At 75.7% G+C, this 24,526-nt stretch carries 22 protein-coding genes; 21 read left to right on the plus strand and 1 reads right to left on the minus strand.

The genetic code is table 11. From position 1 onward, the window contains the following. Nucleotides 1-31 precede the first annotated feature (31 nt). The 19 genes from WAA21_RS02795 (at nucleotide 32) to WAA21_RS02885 (ending at nucleotide 19,923) form a co-directional block, all read left to right on the plus strand. Nucleotides 32-1,180 (plus strand): site-2 protease family protein, encoded by a 1,149-nt coding sequence (locus WAA21_RS02795; RefSeq protein ID WP_336921214.1) that lies wholly within the window; start codon nucleotides 32-34, stop codon nucleotides 1,178-1,180. Continuing rightward, complete coding sequence (locus WAA21_RS02800) at nucleotides 1,177-2,079, plus strand: tRNA (adenine-N1)-methyltransferase (protein ID WP_336921215.1); 903 nt, start codon at nucleotides 1,177-1,179, stop codon at nucleotides 2,077-2,079. Before WAA21_RS02795 ends, WAA21_RS02800 begins: the two co-directional genes overlap by 4 nt. A gap of 5 nt (nucleotides 2,080-2,084) precedes the next feature. After that, entirely contained in the window at nucleotides 2,085-3,887 is a 1,803-nt protein-coding gene (arc, locus tag WAA21_RS02805; RefSeq protein WP_442893216.1) for a proteasome ATPase, read from the plus strand. Nucleotides 3,888-4,055: 168 nt separating this feature from the next. Further along, nucleotides 4,056-4,238 (plus strand): hypothetical protein, encoded by a 183-nt coding sequence (locus WAA21_RS02810; protein WP_336921216.1) that lies wholly within the window; start codon nucleotides 4,056-4,058, stop codon nucleotides 4,236-4,238. A 16-nt stretch (nucleotides 4,239-4,254) separates the two neighbouring features. Next, nucleotides 4,255-4,845: a DUF6226 family protein gene (locus WAA21_RS02815; protein ID WP_336921217.1), complete on the plus strand. Its 591-nt coding sequence runs from the start codon at nucleotides 4,255-4,257 to the stop codon at nucleotides 4,843-4,845. Next, complete coding sequence (gene dop / locus WAA21_RS02820; protein WP_336921218.1) at nucleotides 4,842-6,407, plus strand: depupylase/deamidase Dop; 1,566 nt, start codon at nucleotides 4,842-4,844, stop codon at nucleotides 6,405-6,407. The genes WAA21_RS02815 and dop overlap by 4 nt, the downstream gene beginning before the upstream one ends. Nucleotides 6,408-6,770: 363 nt before the next feature. Beyond that, nucleotides 6,771-6,965: a ubiquitin-like protein Pup gene (locus WAA21_RS02825; protein WP_336921219.1), complete on the plus strand. Its 195-nt coding sequence runs from the start codon at nucleotides 6,771-6,773 to the stop codon at nucleotides 6,963-6,965. Beyond that, nucleotides 6,962-7,834: a proteasome subunit beta gene (prcB, locus tag WAA21_RS02830; protein ID WP_336921220.1), complete on the plus strand. Its 873-nt coding sequence runs from the start codon at nucleotides 6,962-6,964 to the stop codon at nucleotides 7,832-7,834. The genes WAA21_RS02825 and prcB overlap by 4 nt, the downstream gene beginning before the upstream one ends. Continuing rightward, nucleotides 7,831-8,532 (plus strand): proteasome subunit alpha, encoded by a 702-nt coding sequence (gene prcA, locus WAA21_RS02835; RefSeq protein ID WP_336921221.1) that lies wholly within the window; start codon nucleotides 7,831-7,833, stop codon nucleotides 8,530-8,532. The genes prcB and prcA overlap by 4 nt, the downstream gene beginning before the upstream one ends. Before the next feature lie 21 nt (nucleotides 8,533-8,553). Further along, nucleotides 8,554-9,933, plus strand: coding sequence for a Pup--protein ligase (gene pafA / locus WAA21_RS02840; RefSeq protein WP_336921222.1), 1,380 nt, complete (start codon nucleotides 8,554-8,556; stop codon nucleotides 9,931-9,933). Nucleotides 9,934-9,983: 50 nt separating this feature from the next. Continuing rightward, the gene (locus WAA21_RS02845; protein WP_336921223.1) at nucleotides 9,984-10,994 is read left to right on the plus strand and encodes an FKBP-type peptidyl-prolyl cis-trans isomerase; all 1,011 of its coding nucleotides are present in this window, start codon (nucleotides 9,984-9,986) and stop codon (nucleotides 10,992-10,994) included. Between the two features lie 87 nt (nucleotides 10,995-11,081). Beyond that, a complete protein-coding gene (locus WAA21_RS02850) occupies nucleotides 11,082-13,304 on the plus strand; it encodes a WYL domain-containing protein (RefSeq protein WP_336921224.1) in 2,223 nt (740 codons plus the stop codon). A gap of 134 nt (nucleotides 13,305-13,438) precedes the next feature. Next, nucleotides 13,439-13,795 (plus strand): hypothetical protein, encoded by a 357-nt coding sequence (locus tag WAA21_RS02855; protein WP_336921225.1) that lies wholly within the window; start codon nucleotides 13,439-13,441, stop codon nucleotides 13,793-13,795. A gap of 27 nt (nucleotides 13,796-13,822) precedes the next feature. Then, nucleotides 13,823-13,999 carry a hypothetical protein gene (locus WAA21_RS02860; protein WP_336921226.1) on the plus strand — a complete coding sequence of 59 codons (177 nt, stop codon included), beginning with the start codon at nucleotides 13,823-13,825 and terminating at the stop codon, nucleotides 13,997-13,999. Between the two features lie 30 nt (nucleotides 14,000-14,029). Further along, entirely contained in the window at nucleotides 14,030-14,320 is a 291-nt protein-coding gene (gene tatA, locus WAA21_RS02865) for a Sec-independent protein translocase subunit TatA (protein ID WP_336921227.1), read from the plus strand. 38 nt (nucleotides 14,321-14,358) lie between these two features. Continuing rightward, nucleotides 14,359-15,252, plus strand: coding sequence for a twin-arginine translocase subunit TatC (tatC, locus tag WAA21_RS02870; RefSeq protein WP_336921228.1), 894 nt, complete (start codon nucleotides 14,359-14,361; stop codon nucleotides 15,250-15,252). Nucleotides 15,253-15,266: 14 nt separating this feature from the next. Next, nucleotides 15,267-16,250: a diacylglycerol kinase family protein gene (locus tag WAA21_RS02875; RefSeq protein WP_336921229.1), complete on the plus strand. Its 984-nt coding sequence runs from the start codon at nucleotides 15,267-15,269 to the stop codon at nucleotides 16,248-16,250. A 9-nt stretch (nucleotides 16,251-16,259) separates the two neighbouring features. Next, complete coding sequence (locus WAA21_RS02880) at nucleotides 16,260-19,076, plus strand: DEAD/DEAH box helicase (RefSeq protein WP_336921230.1); 2,817 nt, start codon at nucleotides 16,260-16,262, stop codon at nucleotides 19,074-19,076. Nucleotides 19,077-19,224: 148 nt separating this feature from the next. After that, nucleotides 19,225-19,923 (plus strand): hypothetical protein, encoded by a 699-nt coding sequence (locus WAA21_RS02885; RefSeq protein WP_336921231.1) that lies wholly within the window; start codon nucleotides 19,225-19,227, stop codon nucleotides 19,921-19,923. 9 nt (nucleotides 19,924-19,932) lie between these two features. On the opposite strand, the gene WAA21_RS02890 is transcribed toward WAA21_RS02885, so the two are convergent. Then, on the minus strand, nucleotides 19,933-20,880 hold the full coding sequence (locus WAA21_RS02890; protein WP_336921232.1) for a 5'-3' exonuclease: 948 nt from the start codon (nucleotides 20,878-20,880) through the stop codon (nucleotides 19,933-19,935). A 124-nt stretch (nucleotides 20,881-21,004) separates the two neighbouring features. Here WAA21_RS02890 and WAA21_RS02895 point away from each other — a divergent pair, with 124 nt between their 5' ends. Together WAA21_RS02895 and WAA21_RS02900 are read left to right on the plus strand one after the other, a co-directional pair. Then, the gene (locus tag WAA21_RS02895) at nucleotides 21,005-22,216 is read left to right on the plus strand and encodes an acyl-CoA dehydrogenase family protein (protein ID WP_336921233.1); all 1,212 of its coding nucleotides are present in this window, start codon (nucleotides 21,005-21,007) and stop codon (nucleotides 22,214-22,216) included. 123 nt (nucleotides 22,217-22,339) lie between these two features. After that, on the plus strand, nucleotides 22,340-24,520 hold the full coding sequence (locus WAA21_RS02900; RefSeq protein ID WP_336921234.1) for a peptidoglycan recognition protein family protein: 2,181 nt from the start codon (nucleotides 22,340-22,342) through the stop codon (nucleotides 24,518-24,520). Nucleotides 24,521-24,526 lie beyond the last annotated feature (6 nt).

Here is a 24,526-nt window from a genome sequence, read left to right on the forward strand (position 1 = left end):
CGCCGCAGCGACGCACCCGTACGCTTCGACGGTGAGCGACGCGCCCGCGAGGACGTCCCGCCGGCGCCGCCTGAGGATCGCGACCGTCGCGGGCGTCCCGGTGCTGCTGTCCCCGTCGTGGCTCGTCGTGGCCGCGCTCGTCACCTTCTTCTTCGGTCCGCTCGCGTCCCGCTCGACCGGGCTCGGCAGCACGGGCGGGTTCGGCGTCGCGGCGGTGCTCGCGGTGCTCCTCGCCGTGTCCGTCCTCCTGCACGAGGCGGCGCACGCGGTCGCGGCGCGCGCCCGTGGTCTGCACGTGGCGGAGGTCGTCGTCGACCTGTGGGGCGGGCACACCTCGCTCGGCCGCCCGCGCACCCCCGGCGAGAGCGCGCTGGTGTCCGTCGTCGGCCCGCTGGTCAACGTCGTGCTCGGGGGGCTCGCCCTCGCCGCAGGCGCCCTGGTGGACGGTCCGACGGCGGGGAGCCCGGAGGCCGTCGTCGGCTTCCTCCTCGCCGCCTCCGCGGTCGTCAACCTCGTGCTCGGTGTGCTCAACCTCGTGCCGGGCCTCCCGCTGGACGGGGGCCGCGTGCTCGAGGCGCTCGTGTGGCGGCTGACCGGCCAGCAGGACACGGGCACGGTCGTCGCGGCGTGGGTCGGCCGGCTCGCCGCCGTCGGGCTCGTCGTGTGGCTGCTCGGGCGGCCCCTGCTCGCCGGGCGCCTGCCCGGCACCGTCGACGTCGTGTGGGTCCTGCTCGTCGGGCTGTTCCTCTGGCAGGGCGCGAGCGGCTCGCTGCGCGTGGCGCGCTTCCGGCGCCGGGCGGCGCGCGTGGACCTCGCGGCCGTGTCGCGGCCGGCCGTCGCGGTGCCCGCGCGCGCGAGCGTCGCCCGGCTCGAGAGCCTCCTCGCCGCCTCGCCCGCGACCGCGGTCGTGCTGGTCGACGACGAGGGCCGTCCGGTGGCCCTGCTCGACGGCGGTAGCGTCGCCGACGTGCCGACCGACCAGCGGGACACCACGCCCGCCAGCGCCCTCGGGGTCCGGCTGCCGCCGACCGCCGTCGTCCCCGCGCGACTCGGCCCGGTCGCGGCCGTCGAGGCGCTCGCCCGTTCCGGCGGGGCCGGCGTGGTCCTCGTCGACGACACCGGCCGGCCCACCGCGCGCGTGCTCCCGGACGACTTCGCCGACGCGATGGGCCTGGCGTGAGGGAGGGCGGGCGGCGCGGACCGCTGCGCGAGGGCGACCGCGTCCAGCTCACCGACCCCAAGGGCAAGCTGCACACCATCACCCTCGCCCCCGGGAAGGTCTTCCACACGCACCGTGGCGCCATCGCGCACGACGACCTGCTCGGCCGGCCGGAGGGGACGGTCGTGCGGAGCACGGCGGACCTGGAGTACCTCGCGCAGCGGCCGCTGCTCAGCGACTACGTGCTGTCGATGCCGCGCGGTGCCGCGGTCGTCTACCCGAAGGACGCCGGGCAGATCGTCCACATGGGCGACGTGCACCCCGGCGCGCGCGTGCTCGAGGCGGGGGTCGGCTCCGGCGCCCTCACCATGAGCCTGCTGCGCGCCGTCGGTGACGACGGGCTCGTGCACTCCGTCGAGCGGCGGCAGGACTTCGCCGACATCGCCCGCGGCAACGTCGAGCAGTTCTTCGGCGGCCCGCACCCCGCCTGGCGGCTGCAGGTGGGCGACCTCGTCGAGACGCTCGAGGCAGCCGAGCAGGCCGGGGAGCCCGTCCGGGTCGACCGCTGCGTCCTCGACATGCTCGCGCCGTGGGAGTGCCTGCCCGCGGTCGCCCGGGCGCTGGAGCCCGGCGGCGTCCTCGTCGTCTACGTCGCGACCGCGACGCAGCTGTCCCGGACCGCCGAGGCGGCCAAGGAGGCGGGCTGCTGGACGGAGCCGGGCGCGTGGGAGTCGATGGTGCGCGGTTGGCACCTCGAGGGGCTCGCGGTCCGGCCGCAGCACCGCATGGTCGGGCACACCGGATTCCTGCTCACCACGCGGCGGATGGCCGACGGCGTGCAGGCGCCGCGCCGCCGCCGCCGGCCCGCCCCGTCGCAGTTCACCGAGGACGACCCGGGCTGGGGCCGCGGGAGCGGCTGACGGCCATGCGCGTCGGCGCCGTCGCTCGCGTGAGCGACGACACGGCGCGCAGGACCCCCCGTGCCGGGACGCGCGCACCGGCGGAGGGTTACCGTGAGGAGGCACCTCAGGAGATCGGAGGGCCGACGGTGGACCAGCACGACGGACAGGCGGAGCGCCCCGGGCGCAGCCGCGCGGAGCACCTGCAGGACGAGGTCGTCCGGGCGCGGGCCGAGCTCTCCCGGGTCTCGATGCAGAACGAGCGGCTCGCCGAGACCCTGCGGGACGCCCGGGACCAGATCGTCTCGCTGCGCGCGGAGGTCGACCGGCTCGCGCAGCCGCCCGCCTCCTACGGCACGCTCGTGGGCCTGAGCGAGGACGGCAGCGCGGACATCACCGCGGGCGGGCGCAAGCTCCGCGTGGCCGTCACCCCGGCGGTGGCCGCGGAGGAGCTGCTGCCCGGGCGCGAGGTCGTGCTCAACGAGGCGATGAACATCGTCGGTGTCACCGGCTTCGAGCGGGTCGGCGAGCTCGTCACCGTCAAGGAGCTGCTGCCGCCGGACCGCGCGCTCGTCACCGCGCACGCCGACGAGGAGCGCGTCGTGCGCCTCGCCGGCCCGCTGCTGGACGCGCCGCTGCGCATCGGCGACTCCCTCACCGTCGACACCCGGACCGGCTTCGCCTACGAGCGCGTGCCGAAGGCCGAGGTCGAGGACCTCGTGCTGGAGGAGGTGCCGGACATCGACTACTCGGACATCGGCGGCCTCGGATCCCAGATCGAGACCATCCGCGACGCCGTCGAGCTGCCCTTCCTGCACCCGGACCTCTTCGCCGAGCACGGTCTCAAGGCGCCCAAGGGCGTGCTGCTGTACGGCCCGCCCGGCTGCGGCAAGACGCTCATCGCCAAGGCCGTCGCCAACGGCCTCGCCAAGCAGGTCGCGCGCACGCGCGGCGAGGACGGCAACGCCGCCCGCAGCTACTTCCTCAACATCAAGGGCCCGGAGCTGCTCAACAAGTACGTCGGCGAGACCGAGCGCCACATCCGGCTCGTGTTCCAGCGCGCGCGGGAGAAGGCGAGCGAGGGCACGCCGGTCGTCGTGTTCTTCGACGAGATGGACTCGCTGTTCCGCACCCGCGGCTCCGGGGTCTCCAGCGACGTCGAGAACACGATCGTGCCGCAGCTGCTCAGCGAGATCGACGGCGTGGAGCTGCTGGAGAACGTCATCGTGATCGGCGCGTCCAACCGCGAGGACATGATCGACCCGGCGATCCTGCGGCCGGGCCGCCTCGACGTGAAGATCAAGATTGAGCGCCCGGACGCCGAGGGCGCGAAGGACGTCTTCAGCAAGTACCTGCTCGCCGGCCTGCCCCTGCACGCCGACGACCTGGGCGCGCACGGCGGCAACGCCGAGGCGTGCGTCGACGACATGATCCAGCGCATCGTCGAGCGGATGTACGCCGAGACCGAGGAGAACCAGTTCCTCGAGGTGACGTACGCCAACGGCGACAAGGAGGTCCTGTACTTCAAGGACTTCAACTCCGGCGCCATGATCCAGAACATCGTCGACCGGGCGAAGAAGATGGCCATCAAGGACCTGCTGACCACCGGTCAGAAGGGCATCCGGATGGACCACCTGCTCGCGGCCGTCGTCGACGAGTTCAAGGAGAACGAGGACCTGCCCAACACGACCAACCCCGACGACTGGGCGCGCATCTCGGGCAAGAAGGGCGAGCGGATCGTGTTCATCCGCACGCTCATCCAGTCCAAGCAGGGCACCGAGCCGGGGCGGTCGATCGACACGGTGCAGAACACGGGGCAGTACCTGTAGGTGTCACGCGCCGCCGGCGGACGTGTCCGCGACGACACGCCCGCGTGTCGCGCGCAGAGGTGTCCACGGGCGGCCCTTGACCCGATCCCGCGCCCCGGAGGGCGATCGAGGGGCTCGGCTGCGCCCACGACGGGGTGCGGCGCAGCGGCGCGTTCGAAGGAGCCTGCCGTGGCCGCTCGTCGAGGTCTGTGCTGGGTCGGTCTGCACCGCTGGAAGGTCGTGAGGAAGCCGGGTGTGGCGCCGTACACCGCCTGCGCCCGGTGCGAGCGGGAGCAGATGCTCGACCCGCGCCCCGACCGCCTGGGGGGCGCCGCCGCGGGCGGCATGTTCGGGGGCGGCGACCGGCGCTGACGGTTAGCGTGCGGTCGTGGGGGACCGGTGGGGCGCCGACGGGCCACCGCCCGAGGCGTACAGCCGGGTCACACGCGACCTCGACGCCGTGTACGACGGGCTGCACGATGTCGCGCGGCGGCTCGTGGCCGAGGTCTGCCGCACCCACGACGTGCTCCGGGTGCCCCTGCGCGCGTACTGGGTGCGCGGGACGGACGGCCGCGCCCGCCCCGCCGACGACCTCGTCGCCGCGTGGTGGCTGTTGCCGGCCGACCCTCGGTGCCTGCCCGCCACCGTCGCGCTGCTGGGGCAGTGGGACGTGCAGGTCCGCCACGGGTGGTTCGGGGACCGGGCTGCCAGCCCCGTGGTGTGCACGTGCGACGCGTGCGACGAGGACCTCGCGGAGGTTGGCGACGCCCTGGAGGGGATGCTGCAGGACGCCGTTGGGGCGTACGCGGAGGATGTCCGGCCCCACGGCGTCCTGGGACGGTCGCGGTGGTTCTCCAGCGGAGCGGCGACGGGCTCGAGCGGCGGCCTGGTCGAGCCGGGCGAGGCGCTGCACTCGCGGCTGCCGCGGCGGGCCTCGCTGGGGTGGCCCGCCTGGCCGGCACGTAGCCTGCCCACGTGACGACGCGCCGGGTGATGGGGATCGAGACCGAGTACGGCGTCCTCGCACCGGGTCGGCCCGACCAGAACCCGATGATCCTGTCGAGCCAGGTCGTCAACGCCTTCGCCCAGCGGCCCGGCAGCCGCGTCGGACGCGCGCGCTGGGACTACGAGGACGAGGCCCCGCTGCGCGACGCCCGCGGTCACGACGTGCCGCGCGCGGCCGCGCACCCCAGCCAGCTCACCGACGTGAGCGCGGCCGAGGGCGGGGCCGCCCCCGACCTCGAGGACCCGGCGACGGCCAACGTCGTCCTCACCAACGGTGCACGGCTGTACGTCGACCACGCGCACCCGGAGTACTCCTCGCCGGAGGTGACGGGCCCGCGGGCGGCGGTCGTGTGGGACAAGGCGGGGGAACGGGTCATGGCGGAGGCAGCCGAGCGCGTCGGTGCGACGCCCGGGCTCGGTGAGGTGCGCCTGTACAAGAACAACACCGACTCCAAGGGTGCGTCGTACGGCTGCCACGAGAACTACCTCGTCGCGCGGGCCACGCCGTTCGCCGACCTCGTCGCCGGCCTCACGCCCTTCTTCGTCACCCGTCAGGTCGTGACCGGTGCGGGACGGGTGAGCATCGGGCCCGACGGCAGCGTGCCGGGGTTCCAGGTGTCGCAGCGGGCGGACTTCATCGAGGTGGAGGTGGGCCTGGAGACGACGCTCAAGCGGCCCATCGTCAACACGCGCGACGAGCCCCACGCGAGCGCCGACCGGTACCGCCGCCTCCACGTCATCCTCGGCGACGCCAACCTGCTCGAGACCGCGACGTACCTCAAGCTCGGCAGCACCGCCCTCGTGCTCGACATGGTCGAGGCCGGGACGCTGCCGGCCGGGCTCGCGCTGGCCGCGCCGGTGCGGGCGCTGCACGACATCAGCCACGACCCGACGCTGCGCACGACGGTCCGGCTCCAGACGGGGGAGAGCGTGACGGCCCTCGAGGTCCAGTGGCGTTACCTCGAGGCCGCGCGACGTCACGTCGCCGAGCGCGGCGGCGGCCCCGACCCGGTCGCGGTCGCCGAGACCGAGGACGTGCTGCGGCGGTGGGAGGACGTGCTCACCCGTCTCGGCCGCGACGTCGCGTCCTGTCACCGCGACGTGGAGTGGGTCGCCAAGCTCCGCCTGCTCGACGGCTTCGCCGCCCGCGAGGGCCTGGACTGGGGCGCGCCTCGGCTCGCGGCGATCGACCTGCAGTGGTCCGACGTCCGGCCGGAGCGGGGGCTGTACCACCGCCTCGTCGCGCGCGGCGCCGTCGACCGTCTCGTCGGCGACGACGAGGTGGCCGCCGCCGTCGACGGCGCGCCGGAGGACACGCGGGCGTGGTTCCGCGGGCAGTGCCTGGCCCGTTACGGCTCGGCCGTGGCCGCCGCGAGCTGGGACTCCGTCATCTTCGACGTGCCCGGTCGGGGCGCGCTGCAGCGCGTGCCCACGCCGGAGCCGCTGCGCGGCACGCGCGAGCACGTCGGCGCGCTGCTCGACGCGAGCCCCACCGCGCGCGACCTCGTCGAGGCCCTCACCCGCGTCGGCACCTGAGGCGAGGGAGGCCGTACCGGCGCGCCGCGCAGCCACGCACGCGGCGAGGATCATGACGGGACGCCGCGGGCAGGACGCCGTCACCCGCGCACGCCGCAGGGATCATGACGGGAATCGCGACGAGGACCCCTGAACCCGCACGCCCGGCAAGGATCATGGCGGGAGCTGCGTGCGTGCGGCGGGAGTTGCGTGCGTGCGGCGGGAGTTGCGTGCGTGCGGCGGGAGTTGCGTGCGTGTGGCGGGCGGTGCGCACCGGCGCGCGCGTCGCCCGTCACCGCGACCCGTGTCGGGGCCGCACCGTAGGCTGGGCCCGCACCGGCGTGACGGCGCCCGGGGCACCGACGGATGTGGGAGGTGACGCACGTGGCCGGTCAGGAGCAGCAGCGCCAGCAGCGACGCAGCGGCGAGCAGGAGGTCGACGAGGTCGAGGTCCCGACGAGCACCACCGAGGCGCCCGCCACCTCCGACGTCGACTCCCTGCTCGACGAGATCGACGACGTGCTCGAGACCAACTCCGAGGAGTTCGTCCGCGGCTTCGTGCAGAAGGGTGGTCAGTGACCGCCCACCCCGGAGCGGACGTGCCCGGCCGGCTCCCGGCCGCCTTCCTCGCGTCCGACACGTCGTCGTTCACCGAGTTCCTCGGCCGCCACGCGCCCGACGCGCTGCGCTCGCTGGCCCCGCCGCCGGGCACGCCCGTGACGCCCGCGCCGACCGCGCACGCGACGACCATCGTCGCGCTGTCGTGCGCCGACGGCGTCGTCATGGCCGGGGACCGCCGCGCGACGGCCGGCAACGTCATCGCCAGCCGCGACATCGTCAAGGTCCACGCCGCGGACTCCCACTCCGCGATCGGCATCGCCGGGGCGGCCGGCATCGGGCTGGAGCTCATCCGGCTGTTCCAGGTGGAGCTCGAGCACTTCGAGAAGCTCGAGGGCACGAGCCTGAGCCTCGAGGGGAAGGCCACCCGGCTCGCGTCCATGGTGCGCGGCAACCTCGGCATGGCGCTGCAGGGCCTCGCGGCCGTGCCGCTCTTCGCCGGCTGGGACCTCGCCACCGCCCGCGGGCGCATCTTCAGCTTCGACGCGACGGGCGGGCGCTACACGGAGTCCGAGCACCACTCGATCGGCTCGGGGTCGTACTTCGCCCGCGGCTCGCTGAAGAAGCTGTGGCGTCCCGGCATCACGACCGAGGACGCGGCGGGCGTCGCCGTGGAGGCTCTCTTCGACGCGGCCGACGACGACTCGGCGACGGGTGGGCCGGACGTCGTCCGCCGGATCTGGCCGGTCGTCGCCGTCGTGGACGCCGAGGGCTACCGCGAGCTCGACGAGGCGACGCTCGAGCAGCTCGTGGAGCGTCTCGTCGGCAGCCGCCGGCTGGGTGCCACCGCAGGCGGCGCCGAGCCCGAGGTCGGGGGGTCCCCGCTGTGAGCCAGCCGTTCTACGTCTCGCCCGAGCAGCTCATGAAGGACCGGGCGGACTTCGCGCGCAAGGGCGTCGCCCGCGGGCGCGCGGTCGTCGCGGTCGCCCACGCCGACGGCATCAGCTTCGCGGGGGAGAACCCGTCGCGGGCGCTGCACAAGGTGAGCGAGATCTACGACCGCATCGCCTTCGCGGCCGTCGGCAAGTACAACGAGTTCGAGAACCTCCGGGTCGCGGGCGTGCGCTACGCGGACCTGCGCGGGTACTCCTACGACCGCGCCGACGTGACCGCGCGCGGCCTGGCCAACGCGTACGCGCAGACCCTCGGGGCCGTGTTCACGCAGGAGTCGAAGCCGTACGAGGTGGAGATCACCGTGGCCGAGGTCGGCGCGGAGCCCGCCACGGACCAGCTGTACCGGCTCACCTACGACGGCTCGGTGTCGGAGGAGCACGGCTTCGTCGCGATGGGCGCGGGCGCGGAGCAGGTGACCGCCCACCTGCAGGAGCACTGGTCGGCGGACCTCGACACGGCCGGCGCCCTGCGGCTCGCCGTAGCGGCGCTGCAGCAGGCCACCGGACCGGACGGTGCCGCCCGCGAGGTGCCGGCCGACTCCCTCGAGGTCGCCGTCCTGCAGCGGGGCCGGGTCCGGCGGGCGTTCCGCCGCCCGTCGGTGGACGAGGTGCGCGTCGCCCTGTCCGGCGCCTGAGGCGGGGCGTACCGTCGGGTCATGGACCGGCGCATCCTCGGGCTCGAGACGGAGTTCGGGGTCACGTGCGCCTTCGAGGGCACGCGGCGCCTGAGCCCGGACGAGGTCGCCCGCTACCTGTTCCGCAAGGTGGTGTCGTGGGGGCGCTCGAGCAACGTGTTCCTGCGCAACGGCTCGCGGCTGTACCTCGACGTCGGCTCGCACCCGGAGTACGCCACCGCGGAGTGCGACGACGTCCGACAGCTCGTCGTCCACGACCGGGCCGGGGAGCGAATCCTCGAGGGGCTGGCCTCCGACGCCGAGCAGCGCCTGCGCGAGGAGGGCGTCAGCGGCGAGGTCTACCTCTTCAAGAACAACACCGACTCCGCGGGCAACTCCTACGGCTGCCACGAGAACTACCTCGTGAGCCGGCACGGGGAGTTCTCGCGCCTGTCGGACACGCTCATCCCGTTCCTAGTGTCCCGGCAGCTGGTCGCGGGCGCCGGCAAGGTGACGCAGACCCCGCGCGGCGCCGTGTACTCGCTGTCGCAGCGCGCCGACCACATCTGGGAGGGCGTCTCCAGCGCCACCACCCGGAGCCGCCCGATCATCAACACGCGCGACGAGCCGCACGCCGACGCCGAGCACTACCGCCGCCTGCACGTCATCGTCGGGGACTCCTCGATGTCGGAGACGACGACGCTGCTCAAGGTGGGCGCCGCCGACCTCGTCCTGCGCATGGTCGAGGCGGGCCACCCCGTGCGGGACCTCACCCTGGAGAACCCGATCCGGGCCATCCGCGAGATCAGCCACGACCTCACCGGCCGCCGGCCCGTCCGGCTCGCGAGCGGGCGCACGGCCTCCGCGCTCGACATCCAGACCGAGTACCTGCAGCGGGCGAAGGCCTTCGTCGAGGCCGGCGGGACGGCGTCGAGCACCGGTACGTCCGAGGGGACGTTCAAGCAGGTGCTCGGGCTGTGGGAGCGCGCGCTGCGCGCGGTGGAGACCGACGACCTGTCGCTGGTGGAGCGGGAGATCGACTGGGTCGTCAAGTGGCGGCTGCTGCAGCGGTACATGGACAAGCACGACCTGCCGCTGGACTCCCCTCGCGTGGCCCGGCTCGACCTCGCGTACCACGACATCAACCGCTCGCGCGGGCTGTACTACCTGCTCGCGCGCCGTGGCCTCGTCGAGCGCGTGACCCGCGACCTCGAGGTGTTCGAGGCCACCGTGGTGCCGCCGCAGACCACGCGGGCACGGCTGCGCGGCGACTTCGTGCGTGCCGCGCAGGACCGGCACCGCGACTTCACCGTCGACTGGGTCCACCTCAAGCTCAACGACCAGGCGCAGCGCACCGTGCTGTGCAAGGACCCCTTCCGCAGCGTCGACGAGCGCGTCGACCGTCTCATCGCCGGGATGTGACAGGGCCCCGTCCAGGGAGCACCCAGGAACAGGACATAGGCTCACCCGCGATGACTGCGACCCGGCACCCGGTGCCCTCTCCCACGCCCCGCCGGCGCGCCGGCCTCTCGATCGCGGCGGCCGCCGCCAGCCTCGCCCTCGTCGGCACCGCGGCGTGCGGTCAGGGCGACGGCGACGGCGACGGCGCGAGCGCCGAGGTCGGCGGCGTGAACGTCAGCGGCGAGTACGGCGCCGACCCGACCGTCGAGTTCGAGGCGCCCCTGGAGGACGCGGAGGCCGCGAGCGCCGTCGTCGACGAGGGCGACGGCGAGGAGCTCGCCGAGGCCGACGTCGTCAACCTCGACTACTGGGTGTACAGCGGCGAGACCGGTGAGCAGCTGGAGACCAGCCGCGACTCCCAGCCGATCACGCTCGCGCTCTCCGACGGCCAGGCCACCCCCGGCCTGATCGAGGCGCTCGTCGGTGCGCCGCTGGAGTCCCGCGTCGTCGCCGTGGTGCCGCCGCCGCCCGAGGCGGCCGAGGGGGCGCCCGGGGCGCAGACGCTCGTCTTCGTCATGGACCTGCTGGGCACCGTCGCGGCCCGGGCCGAGGGGACCGCGCAGGAGGCGCCCGACGGCGTGCCGGTCGTGCAGACCGACGACGAGGGCGACGTCACCGAGGTCGACGTCTCCGGCGTCGAGCCGCCCGCCGAGCTCGTCACCACCACGCTCATCGAGGGCGACGGCGAGCCCGTGCCCGAGGGCGCGACCGTCACGATCCACTACGAGGGCCTGCTCGCCTCCGACGGCACCGTCTTCGACTCCTCGTGGGACCGTGACGCGCCGGCGACGTTCCCGCTGGCCGGGCTCATCCCCGCGTGGCGTGAGGCGATCCCGGGGCTGCCGGTCGGCAGCCGGGTCGTGCTGCAGGTCCCGCCGGAGCTCGGCTACGGCGCCGACGGCAACCCGCCGACCATCCCGCCGGACGCGGACCTCGTCTTCGTCATCGACGTGCTCGCGGCGACGCCGCCGGCCGAGGAGCCGTCGGCGCCCACGGAGCCGTCCGCCGCGCCGTCGAGCTGACGGCCCGGCCGCGCCGGCCGTCCCGGCCCCGTCGCCGCGCGCTGCGCTAGCCTACGGCGCGCGGCGAGGGCGGGGCAGGAGGCGGCGGTGTCGGCACGACGGACCGAGCGGTTGCTCAACCTCGTCATCGCGCTGCGCGCGACGCGGCGGGGGCTCAGGCGCGAGGAGATCCGCCGCGCCGTCCCGCAGTACGCCGACAGCCCGTCCGACAGCGCCTTCGAGCGCATGTTCGAGCGGGACAAGGAGGACCTCCGCGAGATCGGCGTCCCCGTCGTGACGGTCCGCAGCGACGTGCTCGTCGACGCCGACGACGCGTACCGGATCGACGCGGGCGCCTACGAGCTGCCGCCCGTCACCTTCACCGCCGCCGAGGTGGCGGTGCTCTCGCTCGCGGGCCGGGCGTGGCAGCAGGCCGCGCTCGCCGCGCCCGCGACCCGCGCCCTCACCAAGCTGCGCGCGCTCGGGGCCGAGGACGCCGGCGCCCGCGAGGAGCACGAGGCCGTCCGGGCCGCCGCCGGGGTCGTCGACGCCGGGGTCCGCGCCGTCGACCCGGCCTTCGACCCGCTGCACGCCGCACTGCGCGCGCACCGCACCGTGCGGTTCCGCTACCGCCGCCCCGACGGCGAGAGCGCCGTGCGCACCGTCGACCCGTGGCGGCTGCTGCTGCGCGGCGGCACGTGGTACCTCGTGGCGCACGACCACGACCGCGACGCGCCGCGCGTGTTCCGGCTCGGACGCGTCGAGGGGGAGGTGCGGACGGCCCGGGCGCCGCGGCCGCGTCCCGCGCCCCGTCCCGAGGAGGTCGCGGCCGCGGTCGCCGAGGCGCAGCGCGTGCTCGCACCCGAGCGGGCGCCGGGGGACCAGGTCCGCCACGAGGCGCTGCTGCGGGTCGCCCCCGGGCGCGCCGGTCTGCTGCGGGCGATCGCGGAGCGCGCGGCCGCCCGCCGCGGGCACCCCCGGCCGCCGGGGGCCACCGCGGGCCCCGGGACCGGCCAGGGCGACGAGGACGGCCTGCTCTGCGTGCCGTGGTCCGCCCCGCCGAGCGCCCCTGGCGCCGCACCGCCCGTGCCGGAGTGGCTCGTGGAGGCCGTCGCCGCGTGCGGGGCCGACGTCGAGGTCGTGTCGCCGGGACCGCTGCGCGCGGCCGTCCTCGCGGCGTGGCGGGCCGTGCGCGACCGCCACAGCGGTCCGCCCGGACCCGGCGGGGAGGCCGCGGCGGCGGGGCTCGCAGCGGCGGCGGAGGCGGCCCACGAGCCCGAGGCGGCCGCGACCTTCACCCCCGGCGCGACCGACCGGCTGTCACGGCTGCTCGCCATGGTGCCGTTCGTGCTGCGCCGCGACGGCGTCGGCCTCGCCGAGCTCGCCGACCACTTCGACGTGTCGGAGGCGCAGGTGGTCCGGGACCTGCAGCTGCTGTTCGTGTGCGGCACGCCCGGGCACCTGCCGGACGACCTCATCGAGGCCGACTGGGAGGGCGGCGTCGTGCGCATCGGCAACGCCGACGCGATCAGCCGCCCCCTCCGCCTGACGGGTGAGGAGGCGGTCGTCCTGCAGCTCGGCCTGCGGCTGCTCGCCCAGGTGCCCGGCGCGCACGACCGCGAGGCGGTGCTGTCGGCCACCCGGACCCTCGAGCGGCTGACGGGCGGTGCCGAGCCGCTGCTGGAGGTGCTCGAGCCGGCGTGGGGCCCGCCCGAGCACGCCGAGACCGTGGCCCGGGCGCTGCGCGAGGGCCGCCGGCTCCGGCTGCGCTACCTGTCGGCCGGGCGCGACGAGCTCGGCGACCGCGAGGTCGACCCGGTCCGCGTCGTCCTCGACTCCGGGCGGGCGTACCTGCAGGCGTGGTGCCACCGCGCGCAGGACGTGCGCACCTTCCGGCTCGACCGCGTCGTCGCCGCCACCGTCCTCGACGTGCCGGTCGCGCCGCACCCCGCCGCCCCGGCCCACCCCGCCCCGACGACGGCCTGGCGCAGCAGCGGGGCCGACGAGGTCGTCGACCTGCGGCTGGACCGCGGCGCCGGCTGGGTGGCCGAGCAGTACCCGGTCGAGGCCGTCGTCCACCACGACGGCGAGGCCGACGCCGCCGTGACCGACGTCCGGCTCCGCGTCGGCGACACCGCCCGCGTCGTGCGGCTCGTGCTCCGCCTCGCCGGCGCCGCCGAGGTGCTCGCCCCCGCCGGGGTGCGCGAGGCGGTCGCCGTCGCCGCAGGGGCCGCGGTCGAGCGGTCCACCGCCGGGCCGGCCGGGGAGCCGGCCACCGGGCGGGCCGGGGAGCCGACCCCCGGACCGGGTGCACCCGTTCGGGCGAGGTGAGGACGGGGCGTGCGCGACACGCCCGGGAGTGTCAAGTCCGGCCACCGCCGTGCCGAACACGTCATCACGCGGAGCCGAGGGGCTCCCGGACACCGGCCGACAGTGCCGGCGTCAACCCGGTGAGGAGGGTGAAGATGACGGTCATCAAGGCGTCGTGCCCGTCGTGCGGTGACGTGGAGCTCACCCCGCGCCAGGTCCGGCTGGTCGTGTGCTCGGTCGAGACCCGGAGCTTCTACAGCTTCTCGTGCTCCGGCTGCGGCGACGAGGTGCGCAAGCACGCGGGGACCGACGTGGTGGCGCTGCTCAGCAGCGGCGGGGTCGTCCCCGAGCGCTGGGTGATCCCCGCGGAGGTGCTCGAGGACCACGACGGCCCCGCGCTGTCCCACGACGACCTCCTCGACTTCTGCCTGTGGCTGGAGGGCGCCGACCTGCTCGCCGCCGTCGCGCAGGGCACGCCCCGCCGGACGACGGGCGACTCCGCCACCTTGTGACGGGCGCCGTCGCGCTACCGTGACGGCATGGTCTGGGTCGTCGTCTGCGCGGTGGTCGCGCTGCTCGGCGGCGGGTACCTCTTCCTGCTCGGCCGCGAGGTCGTCCGCAAGGGCGGACGGCTCCTGCGCGAGGTGGACGAGGCCGTCACGCGCGCGGAGCAGGCCGCCCGCGCGGGTGCCCCGGACCCACCGCCCGGGACGTAGAGTGGGCGGCACCCCACACCGGAGGACGTCATGTTCCGCAACCTGTTCGACAACCCGCTCCTGCTGCTGGTCATCGTCCTGCTGGTCGTCGTGCTCTTCGGGGCCAAGCGCCTGCCGGACGCCGCCCGCTCGCTGGGGCGCTCGATGCGCATCTTCAAGTCCGAGGTCAAGGAGATGAAGCGGGACGACGACGCCCGCCCGGAGGGCTCGGACTCCCGCACCACCGGCACGTCGCCCGAGGCGCTCGAGGGCCGCGTGGTCCACGAGGACCACGCCCCGCGCACCAGCCCCGCCGACGACCCGGCCCGTCGGGACGCCTGAGCCCCACCGGCCCGCACCCGAGCTGACGGAGGTCCCACGTGCTCCGCCGTGCCCGCAACCCCGAGGGCCGCATGCCGTTGCGCGCGCACCTCGTGGAGCTGCGCAACCGGATGCTCGTCTCCGGGGTGGCGGTGCTCGTCATGGGCGTCGTCGGCTGGGTCGTGTACGACCCGGTCATCGACGAGCTCGTGCGTCCCATCGTCGCCGCCGGCGTCGTCAACGACATGGACATCGAGCTCCGGTTCGGCTCACCGACCGAGTCGTTCGACATGCGGGTCAAGCTGTCGCTGTGGATCGGGCTCGTGGGCTCGAGCCCGATCTGGCTGTTCCAGCTGTGGGCCTTCATCACGCCCGGGCTCACGCGCAAGGAGCGGTGGTACTCCATCGGCTTCCTGTCCGCGGCCGTCCCGCTCTTCCTCGCCGGCGTCGCGCTCGCGTGGTTCGTGCTGCCCAACGCCTTCATCTTCCTCACGAGCCTCAACCCCGAGGAGGTCGGCAGCCTCTTCGACTTCAGCCTGTACGTCGGGTTCGTGACGCGGGTCGCGCTCTTCTTCGGGGTCGCGTTCCTGCTGCCCGTCGTCATGGTCGCGCTCAACCTCGCCGGCCTGGTCCGAGGACGCACGATGCTGCGGGCCTGGCGCTACGCCATCGTGCTGTCGTTCGTCTTCGCGGCCATCGCCAGCCCCACGCCCGACATCGTCGTGATGTTCACCCTCGCCGGACCCATGCTCGGGCTCTACCTCGTCGCGGTGGGCGTCGCGCTCGTCGTCGACCGGCGCCGCGACCGGCGCAACGCGCTCGGCGGCCTCGACGACGACGAGGCCTCGGCGCTCGAGGACGACGCCTACGACGTGCGGCCCGCGGCCCCGCTGGAGCCGGCCGACGGGACCCCGGCGGGCGACGAGCCCGCCCGTCGCGCACCGCGCGCCTGACCCGGCACCCGCTCGTGACCCCCTCCGGCGCCCGTCTCGGGCTCGTCGTCAACCCCGGCTCGGGCGCGGGTCGCGGCGCGGCCGTCGGCCGGCGCGCCGCCGAGCGGCTCCGGGCCCTCGGGCACGAGGTCCGGGACCTGTCGGCCGGCGACGCGGCCGGGGCGCGGCGCGAGGCCGTCCGCGCCGTGAGGGAGCGCGGCGCCGCCGGCGCCGTCGACGCGCTCGTCGTCGTCGGCGGCGACGGCATGGTGCACCTCGGGGCGGGCGCCGTCGCCGGCACCGGCGTGCCGCTCGGGGTCGTGCCCGCCGGCACCGGCAACGACGTCGCCGCCGCGTGGGGCCTGCCCGCCGACCCGGTCGCCGCGGTCGACGCGCTCGACCGCTGCGTGCGCGAGGGCCTGACGCGGTCCGTCGACGCGGTCCGGGTGACGGCGCCGGGCGACGCCGCGGCCGACGCCGCGTGGGTCGCCGGGGTGACGGCGGCCGGCTTCGACGCCGTGGTGAACGAGCGGGCCAACGGCTGGCGGTGGCCGCGCGGCGCAGCGCGGTACAACCTCGCGATCGCCCGTGAGCTGCCGCTGTTCCGCCCGGTCCCGTACCGCCTCGTGCTCGACGGCGAGGAGTGGCGCACCGAGGGGCTGCTCGTCGCCGTGGCGAACACGTCGTCGTACGGCGGCGGCATGCGCATCGCCCCGGCCGCGGCCTGCGACGACGGCCTCCTCGACGTCGTCGTCGTCACGCCCGTGCCGCTGCACCGCTTCGTCCGGCTCTTCCCGCAGGTCTACGCGGGCACCCACGTCGAGCTCGACGTGGTCGAGGTGCGCCGCGCCCGCCGCGTCGAGGTGGCCGTCGACCCGGCCGGGCGCCGCCCCCGGCGGATCGTCGCCTACGGCGACGGCGAGCGGCTCGGCGACCTGCCGCGCTGCTTCGACGCCGTGCCGGGCGCCGTCCGCGTGCTCGTGCCGCCTGCCGTCGTGGCGGCCGGCTCCGGGACATAACCTGGGCGCATGCACACCTCGGCCGACCCCAGCCCGGCCGAGAGGTTCGCGGCGGCCCGTCGGCGCCGGGAGGAGGCGGTGTCGCCGCTCGGGCAGTTCGTCGCGACACTCGGCTTCGAGCCCGACCCGTTCCAGGTCGAGGCGATGGAGGCGGTCGCCGCCGGGCACGGCGTCCTCGTCGCCGCGCCGACCGGGGCCGGCAAGACCGCGGTGGGGGAGTTCGCCGTCCACCTCGCGCTGGCGACGGGGCGCAAGGCGTTCTACACGACGCCGATCAAGGCGCTGAGCAACCAGAAGTACAACGACCTCGTCGCCGTCCACGGTGCCGCGGCGGTCGGCCTGCTCACCGGTGACGTGTCGGTCAACGGCGAGGCGCCCGTCGTCGTCATGACGACCGAGGTGCTCCGCAACATGATCTACGCGGGCAGCCGCACCCTCGACGGCCTCGGCTTCGTCGTGATGGACGAGGTGCACTACCTCGCCGACCGCTTCCGCGGCGCGGTGTGGGAGGAGGTCATCATCCACCTCGCCGACGACGTGCAGCTCGTGTCGCTGTCGGCGACGGTGAGCAACGCCGAGGAGTTCGGCGAGTGGCTCGCGACGGTCCGCGGCGACACGCGCGTCGTGGTCTCCGAGCACCGCCCGGTGCCGCTGTGGCAGCACGTCATGGTCGGCACGCGGCTGCACGACCTCTTCGTCGACCCCCACGGCGAGCCGGTGCTCGGCCTGCCCGGCTCCGACACCGACCTGACCGTCAACCCCGAGCTCGTCGTGCTCGCGCGCGAGGACAGCCGCTTCGACCGCCGGCACCGCGGCCGCCCCAGGCGCGGCGGCGCCCGGCCCAGGCGACGCGGGACCGCCTCCCGCGCGGCCGTCGTGGAGGCGCTCGACGCCGACGGCCTGCTGCCGGCGATCCACTTCATCTTCAGCCGCAACGGCTGCGACGCCGCCGTCCAGCAGTGCCTCGCGTGGGGCGTGCGGCTCACGAGCCCCGAGGAGCGGCGCGAGATCCGGGCGCTCGCCGAGGAGCGGACCTCCGCGCTGCCGGACGCCGACCTCGGCGTGCTCGGCTGGGCGGAGTGGGTGGAGGCGCTGGAACGCGGTCTCGCCGCCCACCACGCGGGCATGCTGCCGGTGTTCAAGGAGACCGTCGAGGAGCTGTTCCGCCGCGGCCTCGTCAAGGTCGTCTTCGCGACCGAGACCCTCGCGCTCGGCGTCAACATGCCCGCGCGCTCGGTCGTGCTCGAGAAGCTCGTCAAGTGGAACGGCGAGGCCCACGTCGACGTGACGCCGGGGGAGTACACCCAGCTGACCGGCCGGGCGGGCCGTCGCGGCATCGACGTCGAGGGCCACGCGGTCGTGCTGTGGCACGACGGGCTCGACCCCGACCACGTCGCGGGCCTCGCCTCGACGCGCACGTACCCGCTGCGCTCGAGCTTCGCCCCCACGTACTCGATGGCCGTCAACCTCGTCGAGCAGGTCGGCCGCGAGGACGCCCGCCGCGTGCTGGAGACGTCCTTCGCGCAGTTCCAGGCCGACCGGGGCGTGGTCGGGCTCGCGAAGCAGCTGCGCAAGCAGGAGGAGGCGCTCACCGGCTACACCGAGGCGATGGCGTGCCACCTCGGCGACTTCGAGGCCTACCACCGGCTGCGGCGGCGCGTCTCGGCGCTGGAGAAGGACCTGTCGCGCCGGGCCAGCGCCGACCGCCGCGCCGACGCCCGGGCGACGCTGGAGCGGCTGCGGCGCGGCGACGTGATCTCGGTGCCGGTCGGGCGGCGGCGCGGCTGGGCCGTCGTGCTCGACCCGGGTCTCACCACGCAGGGCCCGCGGCCGACCGTCCTCACCGACGAGCGGCAGGTGCGTCGCCTGGACGCCGTGCAGTTCCCCAGCGCCGTCGACGTCGTGACGACGGTGCGGGTGCCGAAGCACTTCGAGCCGCACGACCCGCAGGCCCGCCGCGACCTCGCGAGCTCGCTGCGCAACGCGCTCGCGCAGGTCGGCGGCGGCGCCGTGCCAGTGCCGTCGCGCGCCCGCGGCCGCGACGGCGCCGGCGGCGCGGACGGCGACGGGGAGGGCGGTGGCGAGCGTCCCGGCGAGCTCGAGCTGCTGCGGCTGCGCCGGGAGCTGCGGGCCCACCCGTGCCACGGCTGCGCGGAGCGGGAGTCCCACGCGCGCTGGGCCGAGCGCCGCGACGAGCTGCAGCAGCGTCATCGCGAGCTTCAGCGCCGCATCGAGGGCCGCACGGCCGTCATCGCGCGCACCTTCGACCGCGTGTGCGACGTGCTGGAGGAGCTGGGCTACCTCGACGGCGACACGGTGACGCCGGCGGGGCAGGCGCTGCAGCGGATCTACACCGCGTCGGACCTGCTCGTGGCCGAGTGCCTGCGCGCGGGGGTGTGGGACGACCTCGACGGTCCGTCGCTCGCCGCGGTCGTCTCGACGCTCGTCTTCGAGGCCCGCCGGGAGGGCGAGGGGGTCGACCCGCGCCTGCCCGGCCGCGGCACGGCGGAGGCGTGGGCGGCGACGGTCCGGCTGTGGTCGGCGCTGAGCGACGTCGAGAGCCGGCACCGCCTCCCGCCCATCCGCGAGCCGGACGCGGGCTTCGCGGCCGCGGTGCACCGGTGGGCGCAGGGCCGCCCGCTGGAGACCGTCCTGCGGGAGAACGACCTGAGCCCCGGTGACTTCGTGCGCTGGTGCCGGCAGACCGTCGACCTGCTCGACCAGGTGCACGAGGCGGCCCCGCGCGGCACCGACCTGCGGGCCGCGGCCGCCGACGCGCTCGGCGCCGTGCGCCGCGGGGTCGTGGAGTACAGCCTCAGCGGCTGAGCCGCGAGGCGCACGGGGGCCGACCTGCTCTGTCGCCCTGCCGTGCCGCCCGTCCACCGCTACGGTGGCGGCGCAGCAGGGGCGGGGCCATCCCGACACGACGGCAGATCGTCTGCCGCGGCGGCTGCACGAGCACCACGGGGGCCACGTGCGCCGTACCGTCGCTGCGGGCCTGCTCCTCGCGGTCCTGCCTCTCGCGCTCGCCGCCTCCGCGGAAGCCGCACCGCAGGTGGCGCCGGGCGACCGGACGACCGTCGGCCAGTCGGCCCGCGGGGAGGTCGGGGCCGCGAGGTCGGTCACGGCCACGTCGAGCCTGCGGCGAGTCACCCGGCCCTCGTCCGTGCGGTCGTTGCGGCGCCCGCCCGTCACGTCGGGTCGGGCGCTGAGCGCGGTCCGCATCGACCCGCTGCACTCGGCCATCAGCCCCCGGGACTGCGAGGCAGGGGCGGCGGACTGCCCTCCGGAGCGACAGCACCCGCAGGGCTGGCCGTCGTCCAGGGTGCAGGTCGCCGTCGCAGCCACCGGGTGCAGCGACTCGCGGGGCACGCCCTACCTCTACGCGCTGGAGGTCGACGTCAGACAGGGCCCTGTCGTCGGGTCCAGCCGCAGCCAGGGGACCTTCACGGGCGGGAGCCACGGGGAGTGCGTCCCGAGCCCGTCCGGCGGGGTCCGGGTCAGTGGTGCCGTCACGGCGGGCTCCTACGACGGCAGCTTCGTGCCGGGGCCGGCGCTGGTGACCGTGAGCGTCTACCGGGTGCCTCGCGCCGTCCCACCGCCGTGGTCGACGGACCAGCGGGTGCTCGTCTCGCGCTCCCTGCCGGCGGCGACGGTCCTGCGCGCCCCCTGAGCGACCCGCTCAGCGGCTGAGGCCCTCCCGGGCGGCGCGCAGCCGACCGACCGCGCTCGCCAGGCCCCACCGCTGCGCGTGGGCGTCGGTGGCGCCCGGGTCCGGCTCCGCGCCCAGCACGAGGCGGCCGAGGTCGTCCGGGTCCAGCGGGGCGTCCCTCACGCAGCGCACGACGCGCAGCGCCCGGTGCAGGTAGTCCGCGGCGTCGGCGAGCTTCGCGCGGCGGCCGCGGCTCAGGCTCGAGTCCGGGTCGCGGACGGCCTCGAGCAGGCCCGTCAGCCCGCCGTGCGTCCGGAGCAGCTCGGCGGCGGTCCGCTCGCCGATCCCGGCGACCCCGGGCAGGCCGTCGGAGGGGTCGCCCCGCAGCAGCGACATCTCGAGGTACCCGTGACCGTCGGGCACGCCGTACCCGTCCGCGAGACCGGCCTCGTCGTACACCGGCGCGTCGCGCACCCCAGCCCCGACGTAGACGACGTCGACGCCGCGCGCGTCGTCGACGAGCTGCAGCAGGTCGCGGTCACCGCTCACCACGTGCACGGGACCGTCGGCCTCGTCCGGCCAGCGGGCGGCGAGGGTCGCGCACACGTCGTCGGCCTCGTGGCCGGGTGCGGCGACGACCTGCAGCCCGAGCAGCGCGAGCGTGTCGGCGAGCAGGGGCACCTGCGGTGCGAGCTCGTCCGGCGCCTCCTCGACGTCGGGGGCGTCGCCGCGCTCGGCGAGCACCCGGTGCGCCTTGTACGACGGCACGAGGTCGGTGCGGAACGCGGGACGCCAGTCCGCGTCCCAGCACGCGGCGTAGGCGTCCGGCCGGTACCGCTCGAGCAGGTGGGCCGTCATGTCGAGGTAGCCGCGGACCGCGTTGACCGGTGTGCCGTCCGGCGCCGCGACCTTCGTCGGGATCGCGTGGAAGGCCCGGAAGTACAGCGTCGCCGCGTCGACGGCCAGCAGTCCGCTCACCGGCCCATGCTGGCAGGCCGTCGCGGCGGGTGGTGGCGCTAACCTGGCCCGCACCACGCACGTCGGCGACGGTGCCCCACCCGCGGTGCCCCGCCGGCTCCCTCCCACCCCGAGGACGCACACCGTGACCGGTCGACGCCGACCCTTCCCCGCCCCCGCCCGCGTGCTGCCGTACGAGGAGGCGGGCGACCTGCTCGACCTCGTCCGCGACATCGGCGAGAACGAGCTCGCGCCGCAGGCGGCCGCGGCCGAGGAGCGCGCCGCCACCTCGCACGAGTACCCGCGCGAGGCGTACCGCCTGCTCGGCAAGGCGGGCCTGCTCGGGCTGCCGTACCCGGAGGAGGTGGGCGGCGGCGGGCAGCCGTACGCCGTCTACCTGCAGGTGCTCGAGGAGCTCGCGCGCTCGTGGGGGAGCGTCGCCATGGGCGTGAGCGTCCACGTGCTCGCCTGCCACGCCCTGGCGACGGCCGGGACCGAAGAGCAGCGGCGGCGCTGGCTGCCCGACCTGCTCGGCGGGGAGCTGCTCGCCGGGTACTGCCTGTCGGAGCACGAGTCCGGCTCGGACGCCGCCGCGATGCGGACCCGCGCGGAGCGGGACGGGGAGGGCTACGCGCTGTGGGGGACCAAGGCGTGGATCACGCACGGCGGCATGGCCGACGCGTACACCGTCTTCGCGCGCACGTCGCCGAGGCCTGCACCGGGGGAGGGCCCGTCCGGCTCCGGGATCTCCGCCTTCCTCGTGCCCGGTGACGCGTCCGGTCTCGGCGCCGCCGAGCCGGAGCGCAAGATGGGCTTCGCCGCCTCCCGCACGTCGCAGGTCCTGCTGGAGGGGGTACGGGTCGACGCCGACCGCCTGCTCGGGTCCGAGGGCGACGGCTTCGCCGTGGCCAAGCGCGCGCTCGACGCGGGACGGCTCGGGATCGCGGCCGTCGCCGTGGGCATCGCGCAGGCCGCGCTCGAGGACGCCGTCGCCTACGCGCGCGAGCGCCGGCAGTTCGGCCGGGCGCTCATCGACAACCAGGGCCTCGGCTGGCTGCTCGCCGACCTCGCCACCGCGGTCACGGCGTCCCGCGCCCTCTACCTCGAGGCCGCGCGCCTGCTCGACGCGGGCGAGGACGAGACCCGGGTGCGCGCGACGGCGAGCATGGCGAAGACCTTCTGCACCGACAGCGCCGTCCGCGTCACGACCGACGCGGTGCAGGTGCTCGGCGGGGCCGGGTACGTGAGCGACCACCGGGTCGAGCGGCTCATGCGCGAGGCCAAGCTCCTGCAGATCGTCGAGGGGACGAACCAGGTGCAGCGGATCGTGGTCGCGGGGGCGCTGGCACGCGGGTGACGCCGCGCGCCTCCGGGTGAGGCGGGGTCAAGGTGGCCGGGTCGGCCGCCGAAGGGGATGCGGGCACGACGGAGCCGCTCGCGGTGGCTCCCGGCAGGCCCGCGACCGCCTGGAGGACCCCCGGTGCGAGGACCCGTCGCCGTCACCGCCGTCGTCGCCGTCACCGGCGCGCTGCTCGTCTTCGACGTCGCCGCGCTGCCGGGCCCGCCCGGCGGCGGGCCCGTCGAGGCCGCGCGGACGGTGGTGCCGCTCAGCGGGGCCGTCGCGGCGACCGGTGAGCCCGGGGTGCTGCAGAGCGACGTCGTGGAGTCCGACGGCTTCTCCGTCGTCGGGGTCACGTGGTCGCCCGAGGACGCGCCGGCCTCCGCGGCCGTCCAGGTCAGGGTGCGCGAGGACGGCGGCTGGTCGGCGTGGGAGCCGCTCGAGCTCGTCGACTCCGCCCCCGACCCCGGCACGGAGGAGGCCCGGCTGGCCGCCGACGTCGTCGCGACCGAGCCGCTCGTCACCGGGTCCGCCGACGCGGTCCAGGTGCGCCTCGCGACCCCGGACGGCGAGACGCCCGAGGACCTCGAGGTCGTCCTCGTCGACCCGGGCGAGGGTCCGACCACCACCGAGACCACGCCGCTGAGCCCCGCCGGGGCCGCGACGGCGCCGAGCGTCGTGACGCGCGCCCAGTGGGGTGCCGACGAGTCGAGGCGGCGCTGCAGCCCGAGCTACTCCAGCACCGTGGTGGCCGGCGTCGTGCACCACACCGCCGGGACCAACGCGTACACGGCGGCCGAGAGCGCGGGCATCGTCCGCGGCATCTACGCCTACCACACGGGCACGCTCGGCTGGTGCGACGTGGGCTACAACTTCCTCGTCGACAAGTACGGCACGGTCTTCGAGGGCCGCTACGGCGGCATCACGAAGGCGGTGCGCGGGGCCCACGCGGGCGGCTTCAACGACCGCACCTTCGGCGTCTCCGCGCTCGGCAACTACCAGACGGCCGCCGCGCCGGCCGTGATGGTCAAGGCCATGGGCGAGGTCGTCGGCTGGAAGATGGGCCTGTTCGGGCGCACCGCGACCGGCACCGTCACCCTCACCAGCGCCGGCGGCACGTCGCGCTACGCGGCCGGTACCTCGGTGCAGCTGCCCGCGGTCTTCGCCCACCGCGACGTCGGGCAGACCAGCTGCCCCGGCGTCAACCTCTACGCCGCCATGGGCACGCTGCGCTCCGTCGCGGCCCAGCGCGCGGCGGCGACGACCACGCCGAGCACCAGCCCGAGCACCAGCCCGACGCCGGCGCCGTCACCGAGCACCACCCCCGCCCCGACCCCCGCCCCGACGCCCGCCCCGACGCCCGCCCCGACCGCCGCCCCGACGACCACCCCGACCCCGACCACCACGCCGACGGCGACGAGCCCGACACCCACGTCGGCGAGCCCGCTCGACCTGCGCCGGGCGACGGTCGTGCCCGTCGACTCCCCCCGGGCGGGCGCGCAGCTGCTCACCTACCTGCCGGTGAGCCCGGGCACCCGCCACGTCACGGACGTGACCGCGCGCGGCGCCGTGACCACGGTGCAGTCCGGTCGCTGGACCGCCGGCTGGTCGCAGGTCGTCCCCGTCGAGCTCGACGGCACCGCCGGCGAGGAGCTGCTCCTGTACAACCGGGGCAGCGGGCGCGTGGTCGTGGTCGACACCACCGGCAGCGGGTCCACCCCGATGCTGCTGGACCGCACCTGGTCCGGTGGCTGGACGCACGTGGTCCCGGTCGAGGTGGACGGCAGGACCGGCTCGGAGCTGCTGCTCTACAGCTCGGTCACCGGCGCCCAGCGGGTCGTGCGGCTGAGCCGGACCGGCACGACGACCACGATCAGCCGCACGACGTGGTCCACGGGCTGGACGCACCTGTCGGCCGCCGAGGTCGACCGCACCGCCCGCTCCGAGCTCAGCGTCTACAACGCGGCCACGGGTCGGCACCTGCTCCTCGAGCTCGGCAGCGGGACCCTCTCCACGCGCATCGCCCAGCACACGCTGGCCAAGGGCCTGTCCGCCGTGGTCCCGCTGGAGGTCGACCGCACCGCGGGTACGGAGCTGCTCACGTACCACCCGGTGACCGGCGCGACGTCGGTGTCCGACGTGTCCGCCACGGGCGGGCTGACCCCGCTCCGCACGCACACGTGGACGGCGGGCTGGACGCGCATGGCGCCGCTGGAGGCCGACGGGACGAGCGGGTCCGAGCTCGTCGTCCACAACGCCGCGACCGGGCGCCTGCTCGTGCTCGACCTCGACAGCGGCGGCGGGGCGAGCCGGCTGGGGTGAGGGCCG

Origin of the sequence: Aquipuribacter sp. SD81 (genome assembly GCF_037153975.1) — a bacterium.
Taxonomy (GTDB): Bacteria; Actinomycetota; Actinomycetes; order Actinomycetales; family JBBAYJ01; genus Aquipuribacter.

What these genes read in the sequence shown, in the direction of transcription:
- WAA21_RS02880 (WP_336921230.1), top strand. Translation starts at nt 16,260, where the DNA reads ATGCACACCTCGGCCGACCCCAGCCCGGCCGAGAGGTTCGCGGCGGCC.
- WAA21_RS02845 (WP_336921223.1), top strand. Translation starts at nt 9,984, where the DNA reads ATGACTGCGACCCGGCACCCGGTGCCCTCTCCCACGCCCCGCCGGCGC.
- pafA (WP_336921222.1), top strand. Translation starts at nt 8,554, where the DNA reads ATGGACCGGCGCATCCTCGGGCTCGAGACGGAGTTCGGGGTCACGTGC.
- arc (WP_442893216.1), top strand. Translation starts at nt 2,085, where the DNA reads ATGCGCGTCGGCGCCGTCGCTCGCGTGAGCGACGACACGGCGCGCAGG.
- tatA (WP_336921227.1), top strand. Translation starts at nt 14,030, where the DNA reads ATGTTCCGCAACCTGTTCGACAACCCGCTCCTGCTGCTGGTCATCGTC.
- WAA21_RS02855 (WP_336921225.1), top strand. Translation starts at nt 13,439, where the DNA reads ATGACGGTCATCAAGGCGTCGTGCCCGTCGTGCGGTGACGTGGAGCTC.
- WAA21_RS02860 (WP_336921226.1), top strand. Translation starts at nt 13,823, where the DNA reads ATGGTCTGGGTCGTCGTCTGCGCGGTGGTCGCGCTGCTCGGCGGCGGG.